15 protein-coding genes and 1 pseudogene are annotated in these 19,230 nt (G+C 72.8%); 9 read left to right on the forward strand and 7 right to left on the reverse strand.

Annotated features, from left to right (window positions below):
* Positions 1 to 40: 40 nt before the first annotated feature.
* Positions 41 to 292, forward strand: a complete 252-nt coding sequence (locus tag ACTWJ9_RS24265) for a hypothetical protein (RefSeq protein WP_279336374.1) — start codon at positions 41 to 43, stop codon at positions 290 to 292.
* Positions 293 to 319: 27 nt separating this feature from the next.
* Here the strand turns inward: ACTWJ9_RS24265 and ACTWJ9_RS24270 are convergent, their stop codons facing one another.
* Positions 320 to 919, reverse strand: coding sequence for a hypothetical protein (locus ACTWJ9_RS24270; protein ID WP_279336375.1), 600 nt, complete (start codon positions 917 to 919; stop codon positions 320 to 322).
* A gap of 140 nt (positions 920 to 1,059) precedes the next feature.
* Here ACTWJ9_RS24270 and npdG point away from each other — a divergent pair, with 140 nt between their 5' ends.
* Entirely contained in the window at positions 1,060 to 1,794 is a 735-nt protein-coding gene (npdG, locus tag ACTWJ9_RS24275) for an NADPH-dependent F420 reductase (RefSeq protein WP_279336376.1), read from the forward strand.
* 56 nt (positions 1,795 to 1,850) lie between these two features.
* Positions 1,851 to 2,069: a hypothetical protein gene (locus ACTWJ9_RS24280; RefSeq protein WP_387037573.1), complete on the forward strand. Its 219-nt coding sequence runs from the start codon at positions 1,851 to 1,853 to the stop codon at positions 2,067 to 2,069.
* Between the two features lie 233 nt (positions 2,070 to 2,302).
* Here the strand turns inward: ACTWJ9_RS24280 and ACTWJ9_RS24285 are convergent.
* Positions 2,303 to 2,425 (reverse strand): annotated as a pseudogene (locus tag ACTWJ9_RS24285) (site-2 protease family protein); the annotation flags it as partial.
* Between the two features lie 713 nt (positions 2,426 to 3,138).
* Between ACTWJ9_RS24285 and ACTWJ9_RS24290 the strand changes: the two are divergent.
* On the forward strand, positions 3,139 to 6,435 hold the full coding sequence (locus ACTWJ9_RS24290; RefSeq protein ID WP_443294773.1) for a BTAD domain-containing putative transcriptional regulator: 3,297 nt from the start codon (positions 3,139 to 3,141) through the stop codon (positions 6,433 to 6,435).
* 246 nt (positions 6,436 to 6,681) lie between these two features.
* Here the strand turns inward: ACTWJ9_RS24290 and ACTWJ9_RS24295 are convergent, their stop codons facing one another.
* The 3 genes from ACTWJ9_RS24295 to panB form a co-directional block, all read right to left on the reverse strand.
* Positions 6,682 to 7,557: an ABC transporter permease gene (locus ACTWJ9_RS24295; protein WP_279336380.1), complete on the reverse strand. Its 876-nt coding sequence runs from the start codon at positions 7,555 to 7,557 to the stop codon at positions 6,682 to 6,684.
* The gene (locus ACTWJ9_RS24300; protein WP_388701902.1) at positions 7,554 to 8,588 is read right to left on the reverse strand and encodes an ATP-binding cassette domain-containing protein; all 1,035 of its coding nucleotides are present in this window, start codon (positions 8,586 to 8,588) and stop codon (positions 7,554 to 7,556) included. The genes ACTWJ9_RS24295 and ACTWJ9_RS24300 overlap by 4 nt, the downstream gene beginning before the upstream one ends.
* Before the next feature lie 228 nt (positions 8,589 to 8,816).
* Positions 8,817 to 9,692, reverse strand: coding sequence for a 3-methyl-2-oxobutanoate hydroxymethyltransferase (gene panB, locus ACTWJ9_RS24305; protein WP_279336382.1), 876 nt, complete (start codon positions 9,690 to 9,692; stop codon positions 8,817 to 8,819).
* Between the two features lie 245 nt (positions 9,693 to 9,937).
* Between panB and ACTWJ9_RS24310 the strand changes: the two genes are divergently transcribed.
* The 4 genes from ACTWJ9_RS24310 (at position 9,938) to ACTWJ9_RS24325 (ending at position 15,286) form a co-directional block, all read left to right on the forward strand.
* Positions 9,938 to 11,527, forward strand: coding sequence for an MFS transporter (locus ACTWJ9_RS24310; protein ID WP_279336383.1), 1,590 nt, complete (start codon positions 9,938 to 9,940; stop codon positions 11,525 to 11,527).
* A gap of 101 nt (positions 11,528 to 11,628) precedes the next feature.
* Entirely contained in the window at positions 11,629 to 12,276 is a 648-nt protein-coding gene (locus tag ACTWJ9_RS24315) for a TetR/AcrR family transcriptional regulator (protein WP_279336384.1), read from the forward strand.
* Between the two features lie 495 nt (positions 12,277 to 12,771).
* Positions 12,772 to 13,824 (forward strand): endonuclease/exonuclease/phosphatase family protein, encoded by a 1,053-nt coding sequence (locus ACTWJ9_RS24320; RefSeq protein ID WP_279336385.1) that lies wholly within the window; start codon positions 12,772 to 12,774, stop codon positions 13,822 to 13,824.
* A gap of 163 nt (positions 13,825 to 13,987) precedes the next feature.
* Complete coding sequence (locus tag ACTWJ9_RS24325; RefSeq protein ID WP_443294774.1) at positions 13,988 to 15,286, forward strand: MFS transporter; 1,299 nt, start codon at positions 13,988 to 13,990, stop codon at positions 15,284 to 15,286.
* A 226-nt stretch (positions 15,287 to 15,512) separates the two neighbouring features.
* Here the strand turns inward: ACTWJ9_RS24325 and ACTWJ9_RS24330 are convergent, their stop codons facing one another.
* Positions 15,513 to 17,267 carry an NAD+ synthase gene (locus ACTWJ9_RS24330; protein WP_443294775.1) on the reverse strand — a complete coding sequence of 585 codons (1,755 nt, stop codon included), beginning with the start codon at positions 17,265 to 17,267 and terminating at the stop codon, positions 15,513 to 15,515.
* A 139-nt stretch (positions 17,268 to 17,406) separates the two neighbouring features.
* Between ACTWJ9_RS24330 and ACTWJ9_RS24335 the strand changes: the two genes are divergently transcribed.
* Positions 17,407 to 17,850 (forward strand): RrF2 family transcriptional regulator, encoded by a 444-nt coding sequence (locus tag ACTWJ9_RS24335; protein WP_388701894.1) that lies wholly within the window; start codon positions 17,407 to 17,409, stop codon positions 17,848 to 17,850.
* Positions 17,851 to 17,917: 67 nt separating this feature from the next.
* Here the strand turns inward: ACTWJ9_RS24335 and ACTWJ9_RS24340 are convergent, their stop codons facing one another.
* Positions 17,918 to 19,108, reverse strand: a complete 1,191-nt coding sequence (locus ACTWJ9_RS24340) for a globin domain-containing protein (protein WP_387041102.1) — start codon at positions 19,106 to 19,108, stop codon at positions 17,918 to 17,920.
* Between the last annotated feature and the right edge of the window lie 122 nt (positions 19,109 to 19,230).

Raw genomic sequence — 19,230 nt, forward strand, 5'->3', positions numbered from 1 at the left:
GGCTGCGGGGGACCATCCTCCGTGACGAGAGGAGCCGGTCATGCCCCTGTTCAAGAAGCGGACGGTCGGGAAGCCGGGCGAGTGGTTCTACTGCCTGGAACACCAGAAGGTCGAGGAGGGCCCGGAGTGTCCCGCCAAGGACCGCTTCGGCCCCTACACGAGCCGCACCGAGGCCGAGCACGCCATGGCGACGGCACGTGAGCGCAACCTCCAGTGGGAGAACGACCCCAAGTGGCACGACGCCCCCGAGGGTGGATCCGAGGACGGCCCCGAGGGCGGTCGCGAGGGCTGAGCACGGGCGGGGCGGGCCCGCACCGGCTCACCAGCGGGCCGGGGGCGGGGCCGTCAGGAGGTCCGCCAGCCGGGACAGCCGGTCCCGGAAGCCGCGGCGGCCCCGGGGCGGCAGCGCGTTCTCCCCGGCCGCCGCGCTGACCAGGTGCTGCACGGTGTCCAGGTCCAGCTCGGCGCCCTCGGGGACGGCCAGCGTCTCGTGGGCCAGCGACGGAAGCTCACCGTCGCCGGCGCCGAGGGACAGCAGCGTCGCACCGGCCCGGCGGGCGTCGGACACCCGCTCCAGCAGCGGGGCCGTGGGCTCCCCGGGCGCCACCACCAGCAGCGTCTCGCCCCGCCGCGCCGCCTCCAGCCGCCCCAGGCCCACCGCGAGATGCGCGGGATCCGAGGCGCGCGCGCCGTGCCGTACCAGCGTCGGCGCCAGCTCCGGCGTGCCCGACCAGGCGGCCTCGTCCACCAGATGCGCCGCCAGGTGCCACGGCTCGTACTCCGGTGTGCCCACGATCAGCAGCCCGCCCCCGTGCGACACCACCGATCCCCGCAGCGTCCCCGCGAACCGCCGGGTGGCCCCCAGCCACTCGGTCCCGGCGAGCACTTCGCGCAGCAGCGCGACCCGTACGGCGTCCATGGCGCCGCATCCTGCCCCCGGCCGGGCCGCCGCGTCCCGGGGTTCGCCGCGGATTCACCGGCCCGGGGGACACGGAGAACGGTGGGGTGACGGAGCTCACTCCACCGGAAACGGCGCCGCCGCGCACATAGAGTCAGGCCATGACTTCCAGTATCCCCAGCGACAGCGCACAGCAGCCCGGAACCGCCCCCGCGAAGGCCCCCGCCAAGGACCCCTGGGACCTGCCCGACGTCTCCGGGCTCGTGGTCGGTGTGCTCGGCGGCACCGGACCGCAGGGCAAGGGCCTCGCGTACCGGCTCGCCCAGGCCGGCCAGAAGGTGATCATCGGCTCGCGCGCCGCCGAACGCGCGCGGGCCGCCGCCGAGGAACTCGGGTACGGCGTCGAGGGCGCCGACAACGCCGAGACCGCCCGCCGCAGCGACATCGTGATCGTCGCCGTGCCGTGGGACGGCCACGGCACGACCCTGGAGTCCCTGCGCGGGGAACTGGCCGGCAAGCTCGTCGTGGACTGCGTCAACCCGCTCGGCTTCGACAAGCAGGGCGCCTACGCGCTCAAGCCCGAGGAGGGCAGCGCCGCCGAGCAGGCCGCGGCCCTGCTGCCGGACTCCCGGGTCACCGCGGCCTTCCACCACCTGTCCGCGGTACTGCTCCAGGACCCGGAGATCGACCGGATCGACACCGATGTGATGGTGCTCGGCGAGGTCCGCGCCGATGTGGAGATCGTGCAGGCGCTGGCCGGGCGGATCCCGGGCATGCGGGGCGTCTTCGCCGGGCGGCTGCGAGGCGCCCACCAGGTGGAGGCGCTGGTCGCCAACCTGATCTCCGTCAACCGCCGCTACAAGGCACACGCCGGGCTCCGCGTCACGGACGTATGACCCTATGGGGGACACTGGTCGACGAAGCAGTGTCCCCCGACAGGAGCCCAGCCGCCATGCCCCGTCTCGCTCTCTACGCCTTCATCGTCTGCCTGCTCACCGTCGCCGCGGCCGTCGTGTCCTTCGCCCGGGGCAGCTGGGGACTGGGCATCGTCTGGATCCTGCTCGTGGGTCTGTCGTCCAACATGACCTGGTACTACGTGCGGCGCGCCCGGGCGCAGAAGGAGCTGCGGGCGGCACTGGCCGCCCAGGCGGACCACTCCACCACGGGCTGACGGCCGACTCCGGAACCGGCTGCTGACGGCCGGTTCCGTCACGCGACGACCGAGCAGAGTCCGCTCGTGTCCTGCCAGAAGCGGAACAGTTCCAGACCGCAGTATGTCTCGATCTTGTGGATGCCCAGGGCCGACAGGATCGAGTCGACCACGCCGAAGAACACGCCGTTCACCGCGGGCAGCCACAGCAGCGCGAACACGAGCAGCAGACCGAACGGCGCGATCGGCTCCACCTGCCGCCGGAACCCGTGTGACAGCCAGGGCTCGAGCACACCGTAGCCGTCCAGCCCCGGCACCGGCAGGAAGTTCAGAATCGCGGCCGTCACCTGGAGCAGCGCGAGGAACGCCAGCGCGAACCGGAAGGGGACCGGTACGCCGTCCAGCGCGCCCAGCCAGAACGGCGCCGTGCACACCGCCGCGAACAGGACGTTCGTCAGCGGGCCCGCCGCCGAGATCAGACTGTGCCGCCAGCGCCCCCGGATCCGGCCCCGCTCGATGAACACCGCCCCGCCCGGCAGACCGATGCCCCCCATGATCACGAACAGCACGGGGAGGACGATGCTCAGCAGGGGGTGGGTGTACTTCAGCGGGTCCAGCGTGAGGTAGCCCTTCGCGCCGATCGAGATGTCGCCGCTGTGCAGCGCGGTGCGCGCGTGCGCGTACTCGTGCAGGCACAGCGAGACGATCCAGGCGGCGGTCACGAACAGGAACACGGCGAAGCCGGTCCGGTCCGCGAACCCGGTCCAGGTGGCCCATCCCGCCACCGCCGTGACGGCCAGGATGCCCAGGAAGACGGGGCTGATCCTCCGGTCGCTGCGGCGGCTGGCGGCGGTGGTCATGGGGCTCCCTGGACTGCTCGTCGGGCGCACGGCGGCACGCGGGGCGGACTGCCCGACGGTACCGGGTGCACCCGGAAAACGTCTCGCGTCGGCCACCGGTTCCGGAGAGGGTGGGACGAGGGCGCCCGGCCCGCTCCCCGGCCCGACCCGCCACCGCCCGACCCGCTACCACCCGGCCCCGATCGGGCCACCGGGCCCGACCTGTGATCGCCCCCGCACCACCGGAGACAATGGACCCCGTGCGCTATCGCATCCTCGGCACCACCCAGGCACTCCGCCCCGACGGCACCGCCGTCCCGGTCGGCGGGGCGCGGCTGCGCGCGCTGCTGACCGTGCTCGCGCTGCGGGCCGGCCGTACGGTGCCGGTGCGGCTGCTCGTCGACGAGGTGTGGGACGGCGATCCGCCGGCCGACGCGACGGGGGCGCTGCAGGCGCTGGTGGGGCGGCTGCGCCGGGCGCTCGGCGCGGACGCGGTGGCCTCCGAGGACGGCGGCTACCGGCTCACGGCCGTGCCCGACGACATCGACCTGCACCGGTTCGAGCGGCTGGCCACAGATGGCCTGCGCGCGCTGTCCGACGGGGACCCGGCCAAGGCGGGCGCCGTGCTCGACGACGCCCTCGCCCTGTGGCACGGGCCCGCCCTCGCCGACCTGCCCGACCGCACCGCGGAGGCGGCCCGGCTCGACACCCGGCGCCTGGACGCCCTGCGTGCCCGGCACGGCGCGGCCCTCGCCCTCGGCCGGGCCGGGCAGGCGCTGCCCGAGCTGACCGCCCTGTGCGACAGCCATCCGCTCGACGAACCCCTACAGGCGCTGCGGCTGCGCGCCCTGCGCGACGCGGGCCGCGGCGCGGAGGCGCTGGCCGCGTACGAGGAGGTACGACGGCTGCTCGCGGACCGCCTCGGCTCCGACCCCGGCAGCGAACTGCGCGCCCTGCACACCGAGTTGCTGAGCCCGGGCGCACCCGCACCGGACGCATCCGCACCGGAGCCGCCGTCCAGGGCCCCCCGCCCGCCCGGCAACCTGCGGGCCCGGCTGACCTCCTTCGTCGGCCGGGAGGCCGACATCGAGGCGATCCGCCGTGATCTCGCCGCCGCCCGGCTGGTCACCCTGCTCGGGCCGGGCGGGGCCGGCAAGACCAGGCTGTCGCAGGAGGCCGCCGAGGCCGTCCGGCAGCACAGCCCGGACGGCGTGTGGCTGGCCGAACTCGCCCCGGTCGACGACCCCGCCGACGTCCCCGAGGCGGTGGTCACCGCCGTCGGCGCCCGTGAGACCGTGCTGTACGGCGCCGGCGCCGAGAGCATGCGGGCGGCAGGGGCCGACCGCGGTGACGACCCCCTGGACCGGCTTGCCGAACACTGCGGCAGGCGCCGCATGCTGCTCGTCCTGGACAACTGCGAGCACGTCGTGGACGCCGCCGCCCGGCTGGCCCAGGCCCTGCTGGAGCGCTGCCCCGGCCTCACCGTGCTCGCCACCAGCCGCGAACCCCTGGGCATACCGGGGGAGTTGCTGCGCCCGGTGGAGCCGCTGCCGGAACCGGTCGCGCTGCGGCTGCTCGCCGACCGCGGGGCCGCCGCCCGCCCCGGCTTCCGCGTCGACGACGATCCGGAAGCCTGCGCGGAGATCTGCCGCCGGCTCGACGGGCTGCCCCTCGCCATCGAACTCGCCGCCGCCCGGCTGCGGATGCTGACCCCGCGCCAGATCGCCGACCGCCTCGACGACCGCTTCCGGCTGCTCACCTCCGGCAGCCGCACCGCGCGGCACCGCCAGCAGACCCTCCGGGCCGTCGTCGACTGGTCCTGGGACCTGCTCGACGCGGACGAACGGGACGTGCTGCGGCGGCTGTCGGTCTTCGCCGGCGGCTGCGACCTCGCCGCCGCCGAGGCCGTCTGCGGACCGGTGGCGCTGGACGCGCTCGGTTCGCTCGTGGACAAGTCCCTGGTGGTGGCGGCCCCTTCGGGGGACGCCGGGATGCGCTACCGGCTGCTGGAGACGGTCGCCGAGTACGCGGCCGAACGTCTCGACGAGTCCGGACGGCGGACCGACGCCGAACGCGCACATCTGACGTACTACCGCGAACTCGCCCGGACCACCGACCCGTTGCTGCGCGGACCGGAGCAACTCGGGGCCATTCAGCGGCTGGAGCGCGAGTACGAGAACCTGCGCACCGCGCTGCGGCACGCCGTCGCCGCGCGCGACGAGCACGAGGCGCTGTGCCTGACGCTGTCGCTGGTCTGGTACTGGCAGATGCGCGACCAGCGGATCGAGGCCCGCAACTGGTGCCGTGAGGTCATGACGCTCGGACCGGACCCGTTCACCGAACCGGTGCGCCCCGCCGCCGCGCTGTGGCAGCGCTGCACCGACACCCCGCCGCCGCTGGCCGACGAGGTGCTCGCCGAGGCCCGGCGTGGCGTGCACCTGGCCCACATGGCGTGCATGGACACGGAGCTGGACGACTGGCAGACCCCGCGGTCACAGCACAGACTGCGCCTGATCGCCGCGGCCTACGAGCCCGGCCTGCCGCAGACCTGCCGTCCGCCCGGCACGTTCTGGGCGTTCTCCCTGATGCTGACCGGCAACATGAGCACACTGCGCACCGTCCTCGACGACAACGTCCGCACCTGCCGGCGGACGCCCGGCTTCGAGTGGGAGCTGGCCTCCACCCTGCAGATGCGGGCCAACCTCCTCGCCAACCGCAGCGACCGGGCGGGTGACGCGCGGCGCGACGCCGACGAGGCCCTGGAGATCTACCGGCGCCTCGGGGACGCCTGGGGCACCGCCGAGGCGCTCTCCGCGCGCGGAGAGGCACGCGAACGCGGCGGCGAGTACCGGCTCGCCGCCGCGGACTACGAGGCGGCGATCGAGTACGCCGAACACCTCGGGGCCCGCACCCAGGTGGCGGTGCTCACCGCCCGGCTGGGCAGCGCGCTGCTGGAGGCAGGTGACGAAGAGGAGGTGGAGCGCGGCGAGCGGCTGTTGCGCGAGGTCATCGACCTGCCGGGCGACGGGCACAACGAGGCGCTGCCCGCCGCCCGGCTCTTCCTGACCGGCTGGCTCGGCATGACCGGCCGGACCGCCGAGGCGCGGATCCAGCTGCGGGCGCTGCGCGAGGAGTTCCGTCTCGCGCACTACGTCGTCTTCGACGCGTTCATCCTCGGGGCGGAGGGCTGGCTGGACATCGTGGAGGGGCACGACGAACAGGCGCTGGTCACCATCCGCGCGGCGCTCGCGCGTTCCGGCGATCCGCTGACCGTGGCCATCGCCTCCCACATGCGCGCGGCGTATCTGACCATGGGCGCCACGGCACTGGCCGTGGTGGACGGCGGACGGCGCGCCCGGGACGCGGCCCGCTGCCTCGGCGCCGCCGACGCCCTGCTGCCGCCCGGCCATGTCACCGCCCGCATGGAGCGCGAGGTGCGCGCCCTGGCCGAACGGCGGACCCGGGCCGCCCTCGGCGACCCGGCCTACGAGGCCGCGTACGCCGAGGGCACCGCCCTCTCCCCGGAGAAGGCCGCCACCCTGGTCTGAGCCGGTGAGGTTCCCGGTACGGCGGGGTGCACGGCCCGGTACGGCGGGTCGCGCGGTCCCGGGCGGGTACGGCACCCGGTCCGCCGGGTCGCCCGGCGGACCGGTGCGTTTCCCGGCACGGCACATCACCCGGCACGGTGGGTCACCCGACCCGGTGGGCCGCTCGGCACGGTGAGCGGTCCGGCCCGGTGGAGCGCCCGCAGGGCCGGACGGCCGGACGGTGCGGGCCCGGGCGGTCAGCTCTTGTCAGCTCTTGGTGCGGAACTTGTGGATCGCGATGGGTGCCATCACCGCGGTGATCCCCACCGACCAGGCCAGCGTCATCCACAGGTCGTGCGCGACCGGGCCGCCCACCATCAGCCCGCGGGCGGCGTCCGCCAGCGAGGACAGCGGGTTGTACTCGGTGAAGCTCTGCAGCCAGCCCGGCATCGACTGGGTCGGCGCGAAGATCGACGAACCGAACTGCAGCGGCATCAGCACCAGGAAGCCCATCGCCTGTACCGACTGCGCGTTCTTCATCGCCACGCCCAGCGTGATGAAGATCCACATGAGGGCGGAGCCGAACACCACGGACAGCCCCACGGCGGCGAACAGCCCCGGCCAGTCGGTGATGTCGAAGCCGACCAGGACACCGACGACCAGGAGGATCGTGGTGGCGATCAGCATCCGCAGGATCTCGACCGCGATCTTGGCGAAGAGCACCGAGCCGCGGCCGATGGGCAGCGACCGGAAACGGTCCATGACCCCCGTGTTGAAGTCCTGGTTGAAGCCGGTACCCACCCCCATGGCCATGTTCATGCCCATCATGGCCATCAGGCCGGGCACGATGTACTGGACGTACGCCTCCTGCCCACCGCCCAGCGCCTGCCCGATCGAGCCGCCGAAGACGTACACGAACAGCAGCGTGAAGACGATCGGGAACAGCACGGCGTCGAACATGGACTCCGGGTCCTGCCGGATCCACAGCAGGTTGCGGCGGACCAGCGCGCCGGTGTGGCGCAGATGGGAACGGAGCGGGATACGGCCGTCCGCGCCGGTCACGGGGGCCGGGCCGGCCACATCGGCCGATCCGGGCGCGGCGGGCGCGTCGCCGGAAGGGGTCACGGTCGTCGCGGAACTCATGCGGCGGCCTCCTCGTGGGTCTCGGCGGTCTCGGCGGACAGGGCGTCCTGCGGGGCACCGGCACGGTGGCCGGTGAGGGACAGGAACACCTCGTCCAGGCTGGGCAGTTCGGTGGTGATGGAGGCGAGGGTGAGACCGCGCGCGGTGACGGCTCCGACCACCGCGGTCAGCTGCTCGTCACTGAGGATCGGGACCAGCACGGCACCCCGCTCGGTGTCCACGGCCGCGCTCGCGAGCCCGGTGATGCCCAGGCCGTCGAGAGCGTCGGCGAGCGGGCGCAACTGGAGCGGATCGGCCGGACGGACACGCAGGGTACGGCCGCCGACCCTGGCCTTCAGCTCCTCGATGCCGCCGCTCGCGATGACCTTGCCGCGGTCCACGACGGTCAGCTCGGAGGCGAGCTGCTCGGCCTCCTCCATGTACTGGGTGGTCAGCAGCACCGTCACCCCGTCCCCGACCAGCCGCCTGACCTCGACCCACACCTCGTTGCGGGTGCGCGGGTCCAGTCCGGTGGTCGGCTCGTCCAGGAACAGCACGGTCGGCCGGCCGATCATCGAGGCGGCCAGGTCCAGCCGGCGCCGCATACCGCCGGAGTAGGTGGCCGCCGGGCGCCGGGCCGCCTCGGTGAGCGAGAACCGCTCCAGCATCCCGTCGGCGCGGGTGCGGGCCTCCTTGCGGGGCAGGTCGAGCAGCCGGCCGATCATGTAGAGGTTCTCCCAGCCGGAGAGCTTCTCGTCCACGGAGGCGTACTGCCCGGTCAGCCCGATCACCCGGCGCAGCTGCCGGGGCTGGCGGAGCACGTCGTAACCGGCGACGGTGGCCCGGCCGGCGGTCGGGGCGAGCAGGGTGGACAGGATCCGTACGAGGGTCGTCTTGCCGGCCCCGTTCGGTCCGAGCACCCCCATCACGGTGCCCTCGCGGACCTCCAGGTCGACACCGTCCAGCGCCTTGGTCTCGCCGTAGTGCTTGACCAGCCCCCGCACGCTGACGGCACTGCCCGCGCCCCCGGAGTCGTTGTCGTTTCGCGTCATGCCCCCGAGACTGTCATCCCCCACTGACAAACCCCCGACAGACCTCCGACAGGAACGGAAAACCTTGTCGGCGAGGGGCCGGCTTTCAGCCCGTCCGGCGTTTGAGGACGAGGCCGTCCAGGCCGAAGGGGGTCCGGGGGCGCAGCCCCCAGAAGGGGGGGCGACGGCCCGCCGATTGGGGGAAGACCGGCGGGCCGTCGTGGTGCGGCGTTGGCTCAGCGGCAGCACTCAGTGGACGGAGTGCTCCTCCTGCGGGAACGTTCCGCCGACGACGTCCTCGGCGAAGGCCTTCGCCGCGCCGCCCATGACCTCCCGCAGGTTCGCGTACTGCTTGACGAACTTCGGCACCCGGCCGCCGGTCAGCCCGAGCATGTCGGTCCACACCAGTACCTGCGCGTCGGTCCCGGCCCCCGCGCCGATCCCGACGGTGGGGATGTGCAGGGTCCGGGTCACCTCGGCGGCCAGCTCGGCCGGCACCAGTTCCAGTACGACGGCGAAGGCGCCCGCGTCCTGCACGGACTTGGCGTCCCGCAGCAGCTGCTGCGCGGCCTCCTCGCCACGCCCCTGGACGCGGTAGCCCATGGCGTTCACGGACTGCGGGGTCAGGCCGATGTGCGCCATCACCGGGATGCCGGACTCGACCAGCAGCTCGATCTGCCGGTGCGAGCGCTCACCGCCCTCCAGCTTGACGGCGCCGACACCGGCCTCCTTCACCAGCCGGGTCGCCGAGCGCAGTGCCTGCACCGGCCCCTCCTGGTACGAGCCGAAGGGCAGGTCGGCGACGATCAGGGCGCGCTGGGTGCCGCGGACCACGGCGGCGGACAGCATGGTCATCTCGTCGAGGGTGACGGGCACGGTGGTCTCGTACCCGAGGTGGCAGTTTCCCGCGGAGTCGCCGACGAGCATGACCGGGATGCCGGCCTCGTCGAAGACGGACGCGGTCGCCGCGTCGTAGGCGGTGAGCATGGGCCACTTCTCGCCGCGTTCCTTGGCGAGGGCGATGTCGCGGACGGTGATACGGCGGGTGCCCTTGCCTCCGTACAGCGCCTTGCTGCCGTCGGAGGGGACTGCCTTGCCAGTCTGGGCAGCCGAAAGCTGCGTCATTGCAACGGCTCCTAACACGTCATCTCGAGGCGCCCTGACGGCGTCCCCGGATCCCCTCCATGGTGGCATTCCGAGCGGGCCGGTGCCTAGAGCAGGGTCGGGGCCCGGGACGGGCGCCGTCGGTTCCGCGTGACCGGCGGGGTGGGCAAAGCCCCGCGAAAGGCGGCGCAATGCCCCGGCAAGGTCTCGGCAAAAGGGTTCCGATACGAGACGGTCTCGTATCGGAACGGTCCTACGGTGGCCGTATGACTTCTCCCGCCGCCCCGGCCCGCCGGATACCGGAACACGTGCACCGGCGCCGCTGGGTGATCCTCGGCGTGCTCATCCTGAGCCTGCTGATCGTCGTCCTGGACAACTCGATCCTGAACGTCGCCATCAAGACGATCTCCACGCCCGCTCCCACCGGCCTGGGCGCCACGCAGAGCGAGCTGGAGTGGGCGATCAACGCCTACACGCTCGTCTTCGCGGGCCTGCTGTTCACGGCGGGCCTGCTCGGCGACCGGATCGGCCGCAAGAAAGTGCTGCTCGGGGGCCTCGCGGTGTTCGGCCTCGGCTCGGCGCTCGCCGCGTTCTCCGGCACCCCGGCGGAGCTGATCGGCTTCCGCGCGGTGATGGGACTGGGCGCCGCGTTCGTGATGCCGGCGACACTGGCCGTGCTGATGAACGTCTTCGAACGCGAGGAACAGCCGAAGGCCATCGGCATCTGGGCGGGCGGGGTGGGCCTCGCCATCGCGATCGGCCCGGTCACCGGCGGACTGCTCCTGGAGCACTTCTGGTGGGGCTCGGTCTTCCTCGTCAACGTGCCGATCGTGCTGACCGCCCTCGCCCTGATGCTGTGGCTGGTGCCGGACTCCCGCGACCCGGACCCCGGCCGGATCGACCCCGTCGGCGTCTCCCTGTCCGTGGTCGGTCTGGTCCTGCTGGTCTACGGCATCATCAAGGGCGGCCAGCTCGCCGACTTCACGGACGCCACCGTGCTGGCGACCATCGGCGCCGGCTTCGCCGTGCTCACCGCGTTCGTGGTGTTCGAGAAGCGCAGCACGCACCCGTCCATCGACATGGCGTACTTCAGGAACAAGGTCTTCTCGGCCTCGATCGTCGCGATCGCGCTGGTCTTCTTCGCGCTGCTGGGCGTGATGTTCTTCGCGGTGTTCTACACGCAGAGCGTGCGCGGGTACACGCCGCTGGAGACCGGTCTGCTGATGCTGCCGCTGGCCGCCGCGCAGATGATCTTCGCGCCGCGGGCCCGGCTGCTGGTGGACCGCTTCGGCAACCGGGCGACCACCACCGGCGGCATGCTGCTCCTCGCGGCGATGCTCGCCGGGTTCGGCCTGTTGGACGGGGACACGCCGATCTGGATCCTCGAGGTGATCTTCTTCCTGATGGGTGCCGCCATGGCGAACATCATGACGCCGGTCAGCGTCGTGATCATGCAGACACTGCCGCGGGAGAAGGCGGGTTCGGCCTCCGCGCTCAGCAACACCTTCCGCCAGCTCGGCGGCGCCCTGGGCATCGCCGTCCTCGGTTCGGTGCTGTCCACCGCGTACCGCTCGCACATCGAGGACAAACTGGTCCTGCTGCCGCCGGGCCTGCGCGAGTCCGCCGGTGAGTCCATCGAGGCCACCCTGGGCGTCGCCGCCCGGCTCGGCCCGCGCGGTGACGCCCTGGTCGGACCGGCGAACGACGCGTTCCTGCACGCCATGCACGTCACGGCACTGGGGGGAGCGGGCGTCGCGCTGATCGGCGCGATCGTCGTCGGGCTGTTCCTGCCGGGCCGGACACCGGTGCCCGAAGGGGACGAGAAGAAGGAGGAGTTGGTGTCGACGCGGGAGTGACGGCCGAAGGGGTGGTGGGCCGGCCGCCGGACACCGGGGAGAATCGTCCCGGCCGGTCGTTCCGGCCGATCGTCCCCGGCCCACGGAAAGGACGCAGCGACGTGAGCCTCGCCGACACCGACACCGGTACCGGTGCAGACGCCGATCCCCGGCCGTGCGGGCCCGCACGGGGCCGCCCCCGCAGTGAGGCGGTGGAACGCGCCATCATCGAGGGCGCGATGAAGCTCCTGGAGGACGGGGTGCCCCTGGCGGAGCTGTCCATCGAGCGGATCGCCCGCACCGCCGGCGTCGGCAAGGCCACCATCTACCGCCGCTGGAGCGGCAAGGAGGAACTCTTCGTCGACGTCCTGCGGGCCGCCGAACCGGTCGACCCCGAACTCCCCGGCACCTCCATGCGCGACGACCTCGTCGTCCTGCTGGAGTCCCTGCGCCGGCGCGGCCTCGCCAGCAGGGCCTCGGTGATCCTGCACAACGTGCACACCCAGATGAAGAGCAGCCCGAAGATCTGGGCCGCCTACCACAACACCGTCATCCTGCCGCGCCGCCGGCTCGGCCTGGAGGTGCTGCGCCGCGGCCGGGAGAACGGCGAACTCCGCGCCGACGTCGACCTCGAACTGCTGAACGACATCGTCGTCGGCCCCCTGCTGGTCCGCACCCTCCTGCGCCCCGACGCCGGACTGCCGGACGGCCTCGCCGAACAGGTCGTCGACACCCTGCTCCAGGGCCTGCGCCCCGTCGGCACGGCCTGACCGCCCGCCCGACCCGCTCCCGGCCTGGCACGGTCGCCACGCCCTGCCACGACCGTTTCGATGTGCGCGTTCCGTCACCTGATCTCCTTCGAGGATGTCCCGGCCTTCAGGCCGAGGCGGGGGGTACGTGATCGGGTAAAGTGCCTGCCGTGCGTTGCGAGAACCAAGCGCGCACACCGTGCCGATCGAGAGCCAAGACGGCACGTCAGGGCTTTGCTTGACAAACCGGGCAGGTTCCGTCCCGGCTGGTGCTGAGGGAGTAGGACCTCTCCGGTCGTTGACCTGTGGGGCGTCCTGAGCCAGGAATCCCCTGCTTCAGATGGGGGAGGGTTCAAAGAAGGCGCTTTCCGTGATCCCGCCCGGAACTCCCGGAGCGGTCCCGCTCGTCCTCGCCTCTGTACGGCCGTCGGCGGACGGCGGGAAAGGCGCCGAACATCCCCTAGGGTCTTGCACGCGGGGGGCGACGGTGTGCACGGCAAGGTGTGAGGCGACGGTATGGCGCAGCAGGCGTACGCGACGGAGACGGACAACGGCGGCTCGGGGCCCGAGCGTCGGACCCCCGGGCTCCGGCGCCTGTGGGACCGTCTGACCCGGGGCTGGCGCGGGGACCGCCGCATCTGGCGCCGGGGCGTGGTGCTGGCCGTGTTCGCGCTCCTGCTCGCGCTGGTCATGATGGCCCGCTCCCACATCCCCAACGTGGTCGGCAACCTGGGCAGTCTGATCGAGACGTTCCTGCCCTGGCTGGGGCTGGCCGTCCCGGTCCTGCTGCTGCTGGCCCTGGTCCGCAGGTCCGCCACCGCCCTGGTCGCGGTGCTGCTGCCCGCGGTCGTCTGGCTGAACCTCTTCGGCGGTCTGCTCTTCGACCGGACCGGCCCCGGCGGCGATCTCACGGTGGCCACGCACAACGTCAACGCCGGGAACCCGGACCCGTCCGGCACCGCCCGCGACGTCGCGGCCTCGGGGGCGGACGTGCTGGCCCTGGAGGAGCTGAAGGCGTCCGCGGTCCCGACGTACGAGAGGGCGCTGGCGCCGACGTACAAGTACCACGCGGTGGTCGGCACGGTCGGGCTGTGGAGCAAGTACCCGCTGAGCGACGTGGCGGCCGTCGACATCCGCCTGGGCTGGGAGCGCGCGATGCGGGCCACGGTGACGGCGCCCGGGGCGCAGGTCGCGGTGTACGTCGCCCATCTCCCCTCGGTGCGCGTGAAGCTGGAGGCCGGCTTCACCGCACGTCAGCGTGACAGGAGCGCCGACGCCCTGGGTTCCGCCATCGCCCGGGAGCCGCTGGAGAACGTCGTCCTGCTCGGCGACCTGAACGGCACGATGAACGACCGGGCCCTGAACGCCGTCACCTCCCAGATGCGTTCCACCCAGGGGGCCGCGGGCAGCGGGTTCGGCTTCAGCTGGCCGGCGGCGTTCCCGATGGCGCGGATCGACCAGATCATGGTCAAGGGCGCGGAGCCGGAGAGCTCGTGGTCGCTCCCGAGGACGGCGAGCGACCACCTGCCGATCGCGGCCCGCGTGAAGCTCGCCACACCGGGCGACTGAAACCCCAGGTCAACCCCGTCTGTACGATCGTCGGCAACCTGTGCGTCGATCACCGGAACACCGGACCTGAGAGGCTTTGTTCCGCACTTGAACATATGGACGTGCGGAACGGCGCGAAACAGCGCGGAACAGCGCGGAACCCCAGCCTCGAAAGGTCCCCCTCATGCCCCTGGCCCTGCTCGCCCTCGCCGTGGGCGCCTTCGGCATCGGTACCACCGAGTTCGTGATCATGGGGTTGCTCCCGGACGTCGCGGACGACCTGGGCATCTCCATCCCGAGCGCCGGCCACCTGGTCTCCGCCTATGCCCTCGGTGTGGTCGTCGGCGCCCCGCTGCTCGCCGCCGCGACGGCGAGGATCTCCCGGCGCACGGTGCTGATCGCCCTGATGGTCCTCTTCGTCGTGGGCAACGCGCTCTCGGCGTTCGCCCCCGACCACACCTGGCTGCTGGCCGCGCGTTTCCTCAGCGGTCTCCCGCACGGAGCCTTCTTCGGCGTGGGGGCGGTGGTCGCCGCCGACCTGGTGACCCCCGACCGCAAGGCCCGCTCGGTCTCCCTGATGTTCCTGGGCCTGACGACGGCCAACGTGGTCGGTGTCCCCGCGGCCACCTTCATGGGCCAGCACCTCGGCTGGCGGGTGACCTTCCTCGGCGTCAGCGCGATCGGCCTGGCCGCCATAGCCGCCCTGGCCCTGCTGATCCCGGCGGACCACACCCCGGCCGCCCCCACGGCCGGGCTCCGCGGCGAACTGGCCACCCTGCGCTCCCTGCCCGTCTGGCTGGCCCTCGGCACCACGGTGGCGGGCTTCGGCGGGCTCTTCGCGGCGTACAGCTACATCACGCCGATGCTGACGGACTCCGCCGGCTACGCCGAAACGAGCGTGACGCTGCTGCTCGCCCTGTTCGGCGTCGGAGCCACGGCCGGCAACCTGCTGGGCGGCCGGCTGGCCGACCACTCCCTGCGCGCCACCCTCTTCGGCGGCCTGGCCGCACTGACGGCGGTCCTGGCGCTCTTTCCCCTCCTGATGCGCACCGAGGCCGGCGCGGCCGTGGCCGTGACCCTCCTCGGCACGGCCGCCTTCGCCACCGGCTCCCCGCTCCAGCTGATGGTCATGGAGAAGGCGGCGGCGGCCCCCTCCCTGGCCTCGTCCGCCAACCAGGCGGCCTTCAACCTGGGCAACGCCGGAGGCGCCTGGGTGGGCGGCCTGACGCTCGCGGCCGGCTTCGGGACCACGTCCCCGGCCCTCGCGGGCGCCCTGCTGGCCGCCCTCGGCATCGGCGTGGCCGCGGTGGCCCACACGGTGGACCGCAGGACGCCGCCCACCGCGGCCCCGTCCCCGAACCGGGACCGCGTCGTCACCGGCCACGTGCCCCGGCAGGCGCAGTCCCCGGTCCCCCAGCAGACTCAGGCCCCGGCCGCTACCGAACACTTGCCCGGTGCTCCACCCTTCAGGGTGGAGGTGTAGGGCATCCTGCCGGTAGTGGCCCGAAGGGGCGGGGCGGCATGGCTAAGATCGCCTTGTCCGACGACGGAGTTGTCGGACCTACCGCCGGACGGGCGGGAAGTCAGGCCTGCGGAGGCCGTGTAAGACCGACCCTCACCGGTCGGCAGTGGCCTGTGAAACAGGAACCCGAGGTGGTACCGCGAAGCGGTACCGACCGGAATCTCCTGCCCTCGGGCAGGAGAGGACGTCAATCCCGCCAGCCGCTCGTGATCGGCAGCCGGCGGTCCTTGCCGAAGCCCTTCGGGGAGATCTTCGTCCCCGGCGGGTACTGCCGCCGCTTGTACTCGGCCCGGTCGACCATCCGCAGCGTCTTGTGCACCAGCTCCGCGTCGAACCCGCCCGCGACGATCTCGTCCGCCCCGCGGTCCCGGTCGACGTACAGCTCGAGGATCGCGTCGAGCACCGGGTAGTCCGGCAGCGAGTCCGTGTCGACCTGGTCCGGCCGCAGCTCGGCACTGGGCGGCTTCGTGATCGAGTTCTCCGGGATCGGAGGCGTCTGCCCCCGCTCCCGCGCCGCCCGGTTCCGCCACTCGGCGAGCCGGAACACCGACGTCTTGTACACGTCCTTGATGGGCCCGTACGCCCCCACCGAGTCCCCGTACAGCGTCGAGTAACCGACGGCCAGCTCCGACTTGTTGCCCGGCGCCAGCACGATCTGGCCCTCCTGGTTGGAGATCGCCATGAGCGTCGTCCCGCGCAGCCTGGACTGCAGGTTCTCCTCCGCCAGCCCGGACAGCCCCAGCGCCCCCATGTACGCGTCGAACATCGGCTCGATGGCGACCGTCCGGTAGTGCAGCCCGGTCCGCCGCGCCAGCTCCGCCGCGTCGTCCCTGGAGTGGTCCGAGGAGTACCTGGACGGCATCGAGACGCCGTACACGTGCTCCGCGCCCACCGCGTCGCAGGCGATCGCGGCGACGAGCGCCGAGTCGATGCCCCCGGACAGCCCGATCAGCACGGACTCGAACCCGTTCTTCCCGACGTACGCGCGAAGACCCGTGACCAGCGCGGAGTACACCTCCTCGTCGTCGTCGAGCGGCTCGGCCCGCGTCCCCTTCCGCTCCGCCGGGTAGGCGGGCAGCGGCGCCTCGGACAGGACGACGCGGTCGATCCGCAGCCCGTCGTCGACGACCTCGCCGGACGCGGGCGCGTCGGCGGCGGCCGCCGGCAGGTCGAGGTCCAGCACCACGCACTCCTCGGCGAACTGCGGTGCGCGCGCCACGACCTCACCGCCCTGGTCGACGACGATCGAGTCCCCGTCGAAGACGAGGTCGTCCTGCCCGCCGGTCATCGCGAGGTAGGCCGTCGTGCACCCCGCCTCCTGGGCCCGCTTGCGCACGAGCTCGAGCCGGGTGTCGTCCTTGTTCCGCTCGTACGGCGAGGCGTTGACCGACAGGAGCAGCCCGGCCCGCGCCGACCGGGCGGCCGGCACCCGCCCGCCGTCCTGCCACAGGTCCTCACAGATGGCGAAGGTGACGTCCACGCCGTGCAGCCGCAGCACGGGCAGGGTCTCGCCGGGCACGAAGTACCGGAACTCGTCGAAGACGCCGTAGTTGGGCAGGTGGTGCTTGGCGAAGCCCAGCACCACGTCACCGCCGTACAGCACGGCCGCCGCGTTGCGCGGCGCACCGGCGGGCCGGCCGTACTTCGGCCGGTCGGTGTCGCTGCGGTCGAGGTAGCCGACGAGGACGGGCAGTTCCCCGAACCCCTCGTCGGCGAGCCGCGCGGCCAGGGAGCGCAGGGCCGCGCGGGAGGCCGCCACGAAGGACGACCTCAGGGCGAGGTCCTCGACGGGATACCCGGTCAGCGCCATCTCCGGGAACGCCACGAGGTGGGCTCCCTGTTCGGCGGAGTGCCGGGTCCAGCGGACGATCGCCTCGGCGTTGCCGGTGAGGTCGCCGACGCGCGAGTCGATCTGATTCAGGGCGAGACGTAGTTGAGGCACGCGGCCCAGTGTAATCGTCAAACCGACGCGATGGGGTGGGAGGTCACGCCGGGGCGGCCACGGACCCCGCCCGAAAACTCCACAAGAAATCCCGTCGGATAATTTGAATGCCGAATGTGCATTACCTACCCTGCCCGGTATGAGGCTGCTGCGCTCCACCGACCTCGCCCTGCGGGTCCTGATGCGCCTCGTGGTGGCAGGCGACTCCAACCCGACGACGCGCGATGTCGCGGCGGCCGTCGACGTGCCCTACACCCATGCCGCCAAGGTCGTCGCCGAGCTCCAGCACATGGGACTGCTCACGGCCCGGCGCGGCCGGGGCGGCGGCCTGGCCCTCACGGAGCGGGGCCGCACCGCCTCGGTGGGCACCGTGGTCCGCGCCTTCGAGGGGGAGGACGACGTGGTCGACTGCGAGGGCACCTCGGCCCTCGCGGCCTGCCCGCTCCGTTCCGACTGCCGCCTGCGGGGCGCGCTGCGGCGGGCCCAGGAGGCGTTCTTCGCCTCACTGGACCCGCTCACGGTGGCGGACCTCGCCGCGAGCCCGACGGGCCCGCTCCTGCTGCAGATCTCCCGGGCGCCTTGAGCCTGCCTGTCCGGTGGACGCCCCCCGTCCACCCGGTGGCACGCCCGTCAGCTCCCCTCGGGCGTGCTCAGCCCTGCTTGGCCAGCCACAGGTCCGGTCCGAACACCTCGTAGTGGATGTCGGCCGGGGCGACGCCCTTGCCGATCAGCTGCTCCCGCACCGTCCGCATGAAGGGCAGCGGACCGCACAGGTACGCGCGCGTGCCCGGCGCCACCGGTACGTCCGTGAGGTCGACGTAGCCGGTGGCGGCGCCGGCCGGGGCGTCCTGCTCGTACCAGAAGCGCACGGTGGAGTCCGCCAGCTTGGCCGCGTACCCCTCGTGGTCGGCGCGCAGGGCGTGGTCGGCGGGGGAGCGGTCGCCGTGCACGACGGTGACCGGAGCCGCGTGCCCGCCGTCGGCGAGGTGCGCCAGCATCGCGGTCATCGGGGTGACCCCGATCCCCGCCGAGGCCAGCAGGAGGGGGGTGCCCGGCTCGGCGTCGAGGACGAGATCGCCGTACGCCTCCGACAGTTCCAGGACGTCACCGACCCGCACCCGCGCGTGGAGGTGGCCGGAGACCTCACCCTCGGGCGTACCGTCCTCGTCGTGCACGCGCTTGACGCTGAACTGCCGCTCGTCCGGACCGGGCGCCCCCGACAGGCTGTACTGGCGGATCTGCCGGGCGCCGTCCTCGAGGGCGACGCGGACGGAGACGTACTGGCCCGGGCGGAAGTCCCGCACCGGGCCCCCGTCGACCGGGCGCAGCCGGAAGGAGGCGACGTCGGCGGTCTCGGTGACCCGCTCGACGACCTCCCAGGCACGCCAGCTCGGGCCGCCCTGCTCCTCGTAGAGCCGCTTCTCGACGGCGACGAGGGCGTTCGCCATCAGCCAGTAGACCTCCTCCCAGGCGGCCGCGACCTCGGGGGTGACGGCCTCGCCCAGAACCTCCGCGATGGCGGCGAACAGGTGCTCGTGGACGATGGCGTACTGGTCCGGGGTGACGCCGAGGGAGGCGTGCTTGTGCGCGATGCGCTGCAGCATCGCGTCGGGCCGGTCATCGGGGTGGTCCAGCAGATGCGTGGCGAAGGCCGCGATGGAACCGGCGAGGGCCTCGCGCTGGGTGCCCGCGGCCTGGTTGCCGCGGTTGAACAGGTCGCGCAGCAGTTCGGGGCGGGCGGCGAACATCCCGGCGTAGAAGCGCTCGGTTATCTCGCCGAGGGCCCCTCCGACGGCGGGGAGCGTGGCACGGACGGTGACGGCGGACTGCTCGGACAGCATCAGGTCTCCTCGTTCTCGACTGCCTGCGCCACCCATTAAAACTTGCATCTGAAATACCAATTAAGGGGGGTGGGGTTGAGCCGCCCGTGGGGACCCTGCTAAAAGGCGACGCGCCGACTGTG

Source organism: Streptomyces sp. GDS52, from assembly GCF_052246875.1.
Taxonomy (GTDB): Bacteria; Actinomycetota; Actinomycetes; order Streptomycetales; family Streptomycetaceae; genus Streptomyces; species Streptomyces cathayae.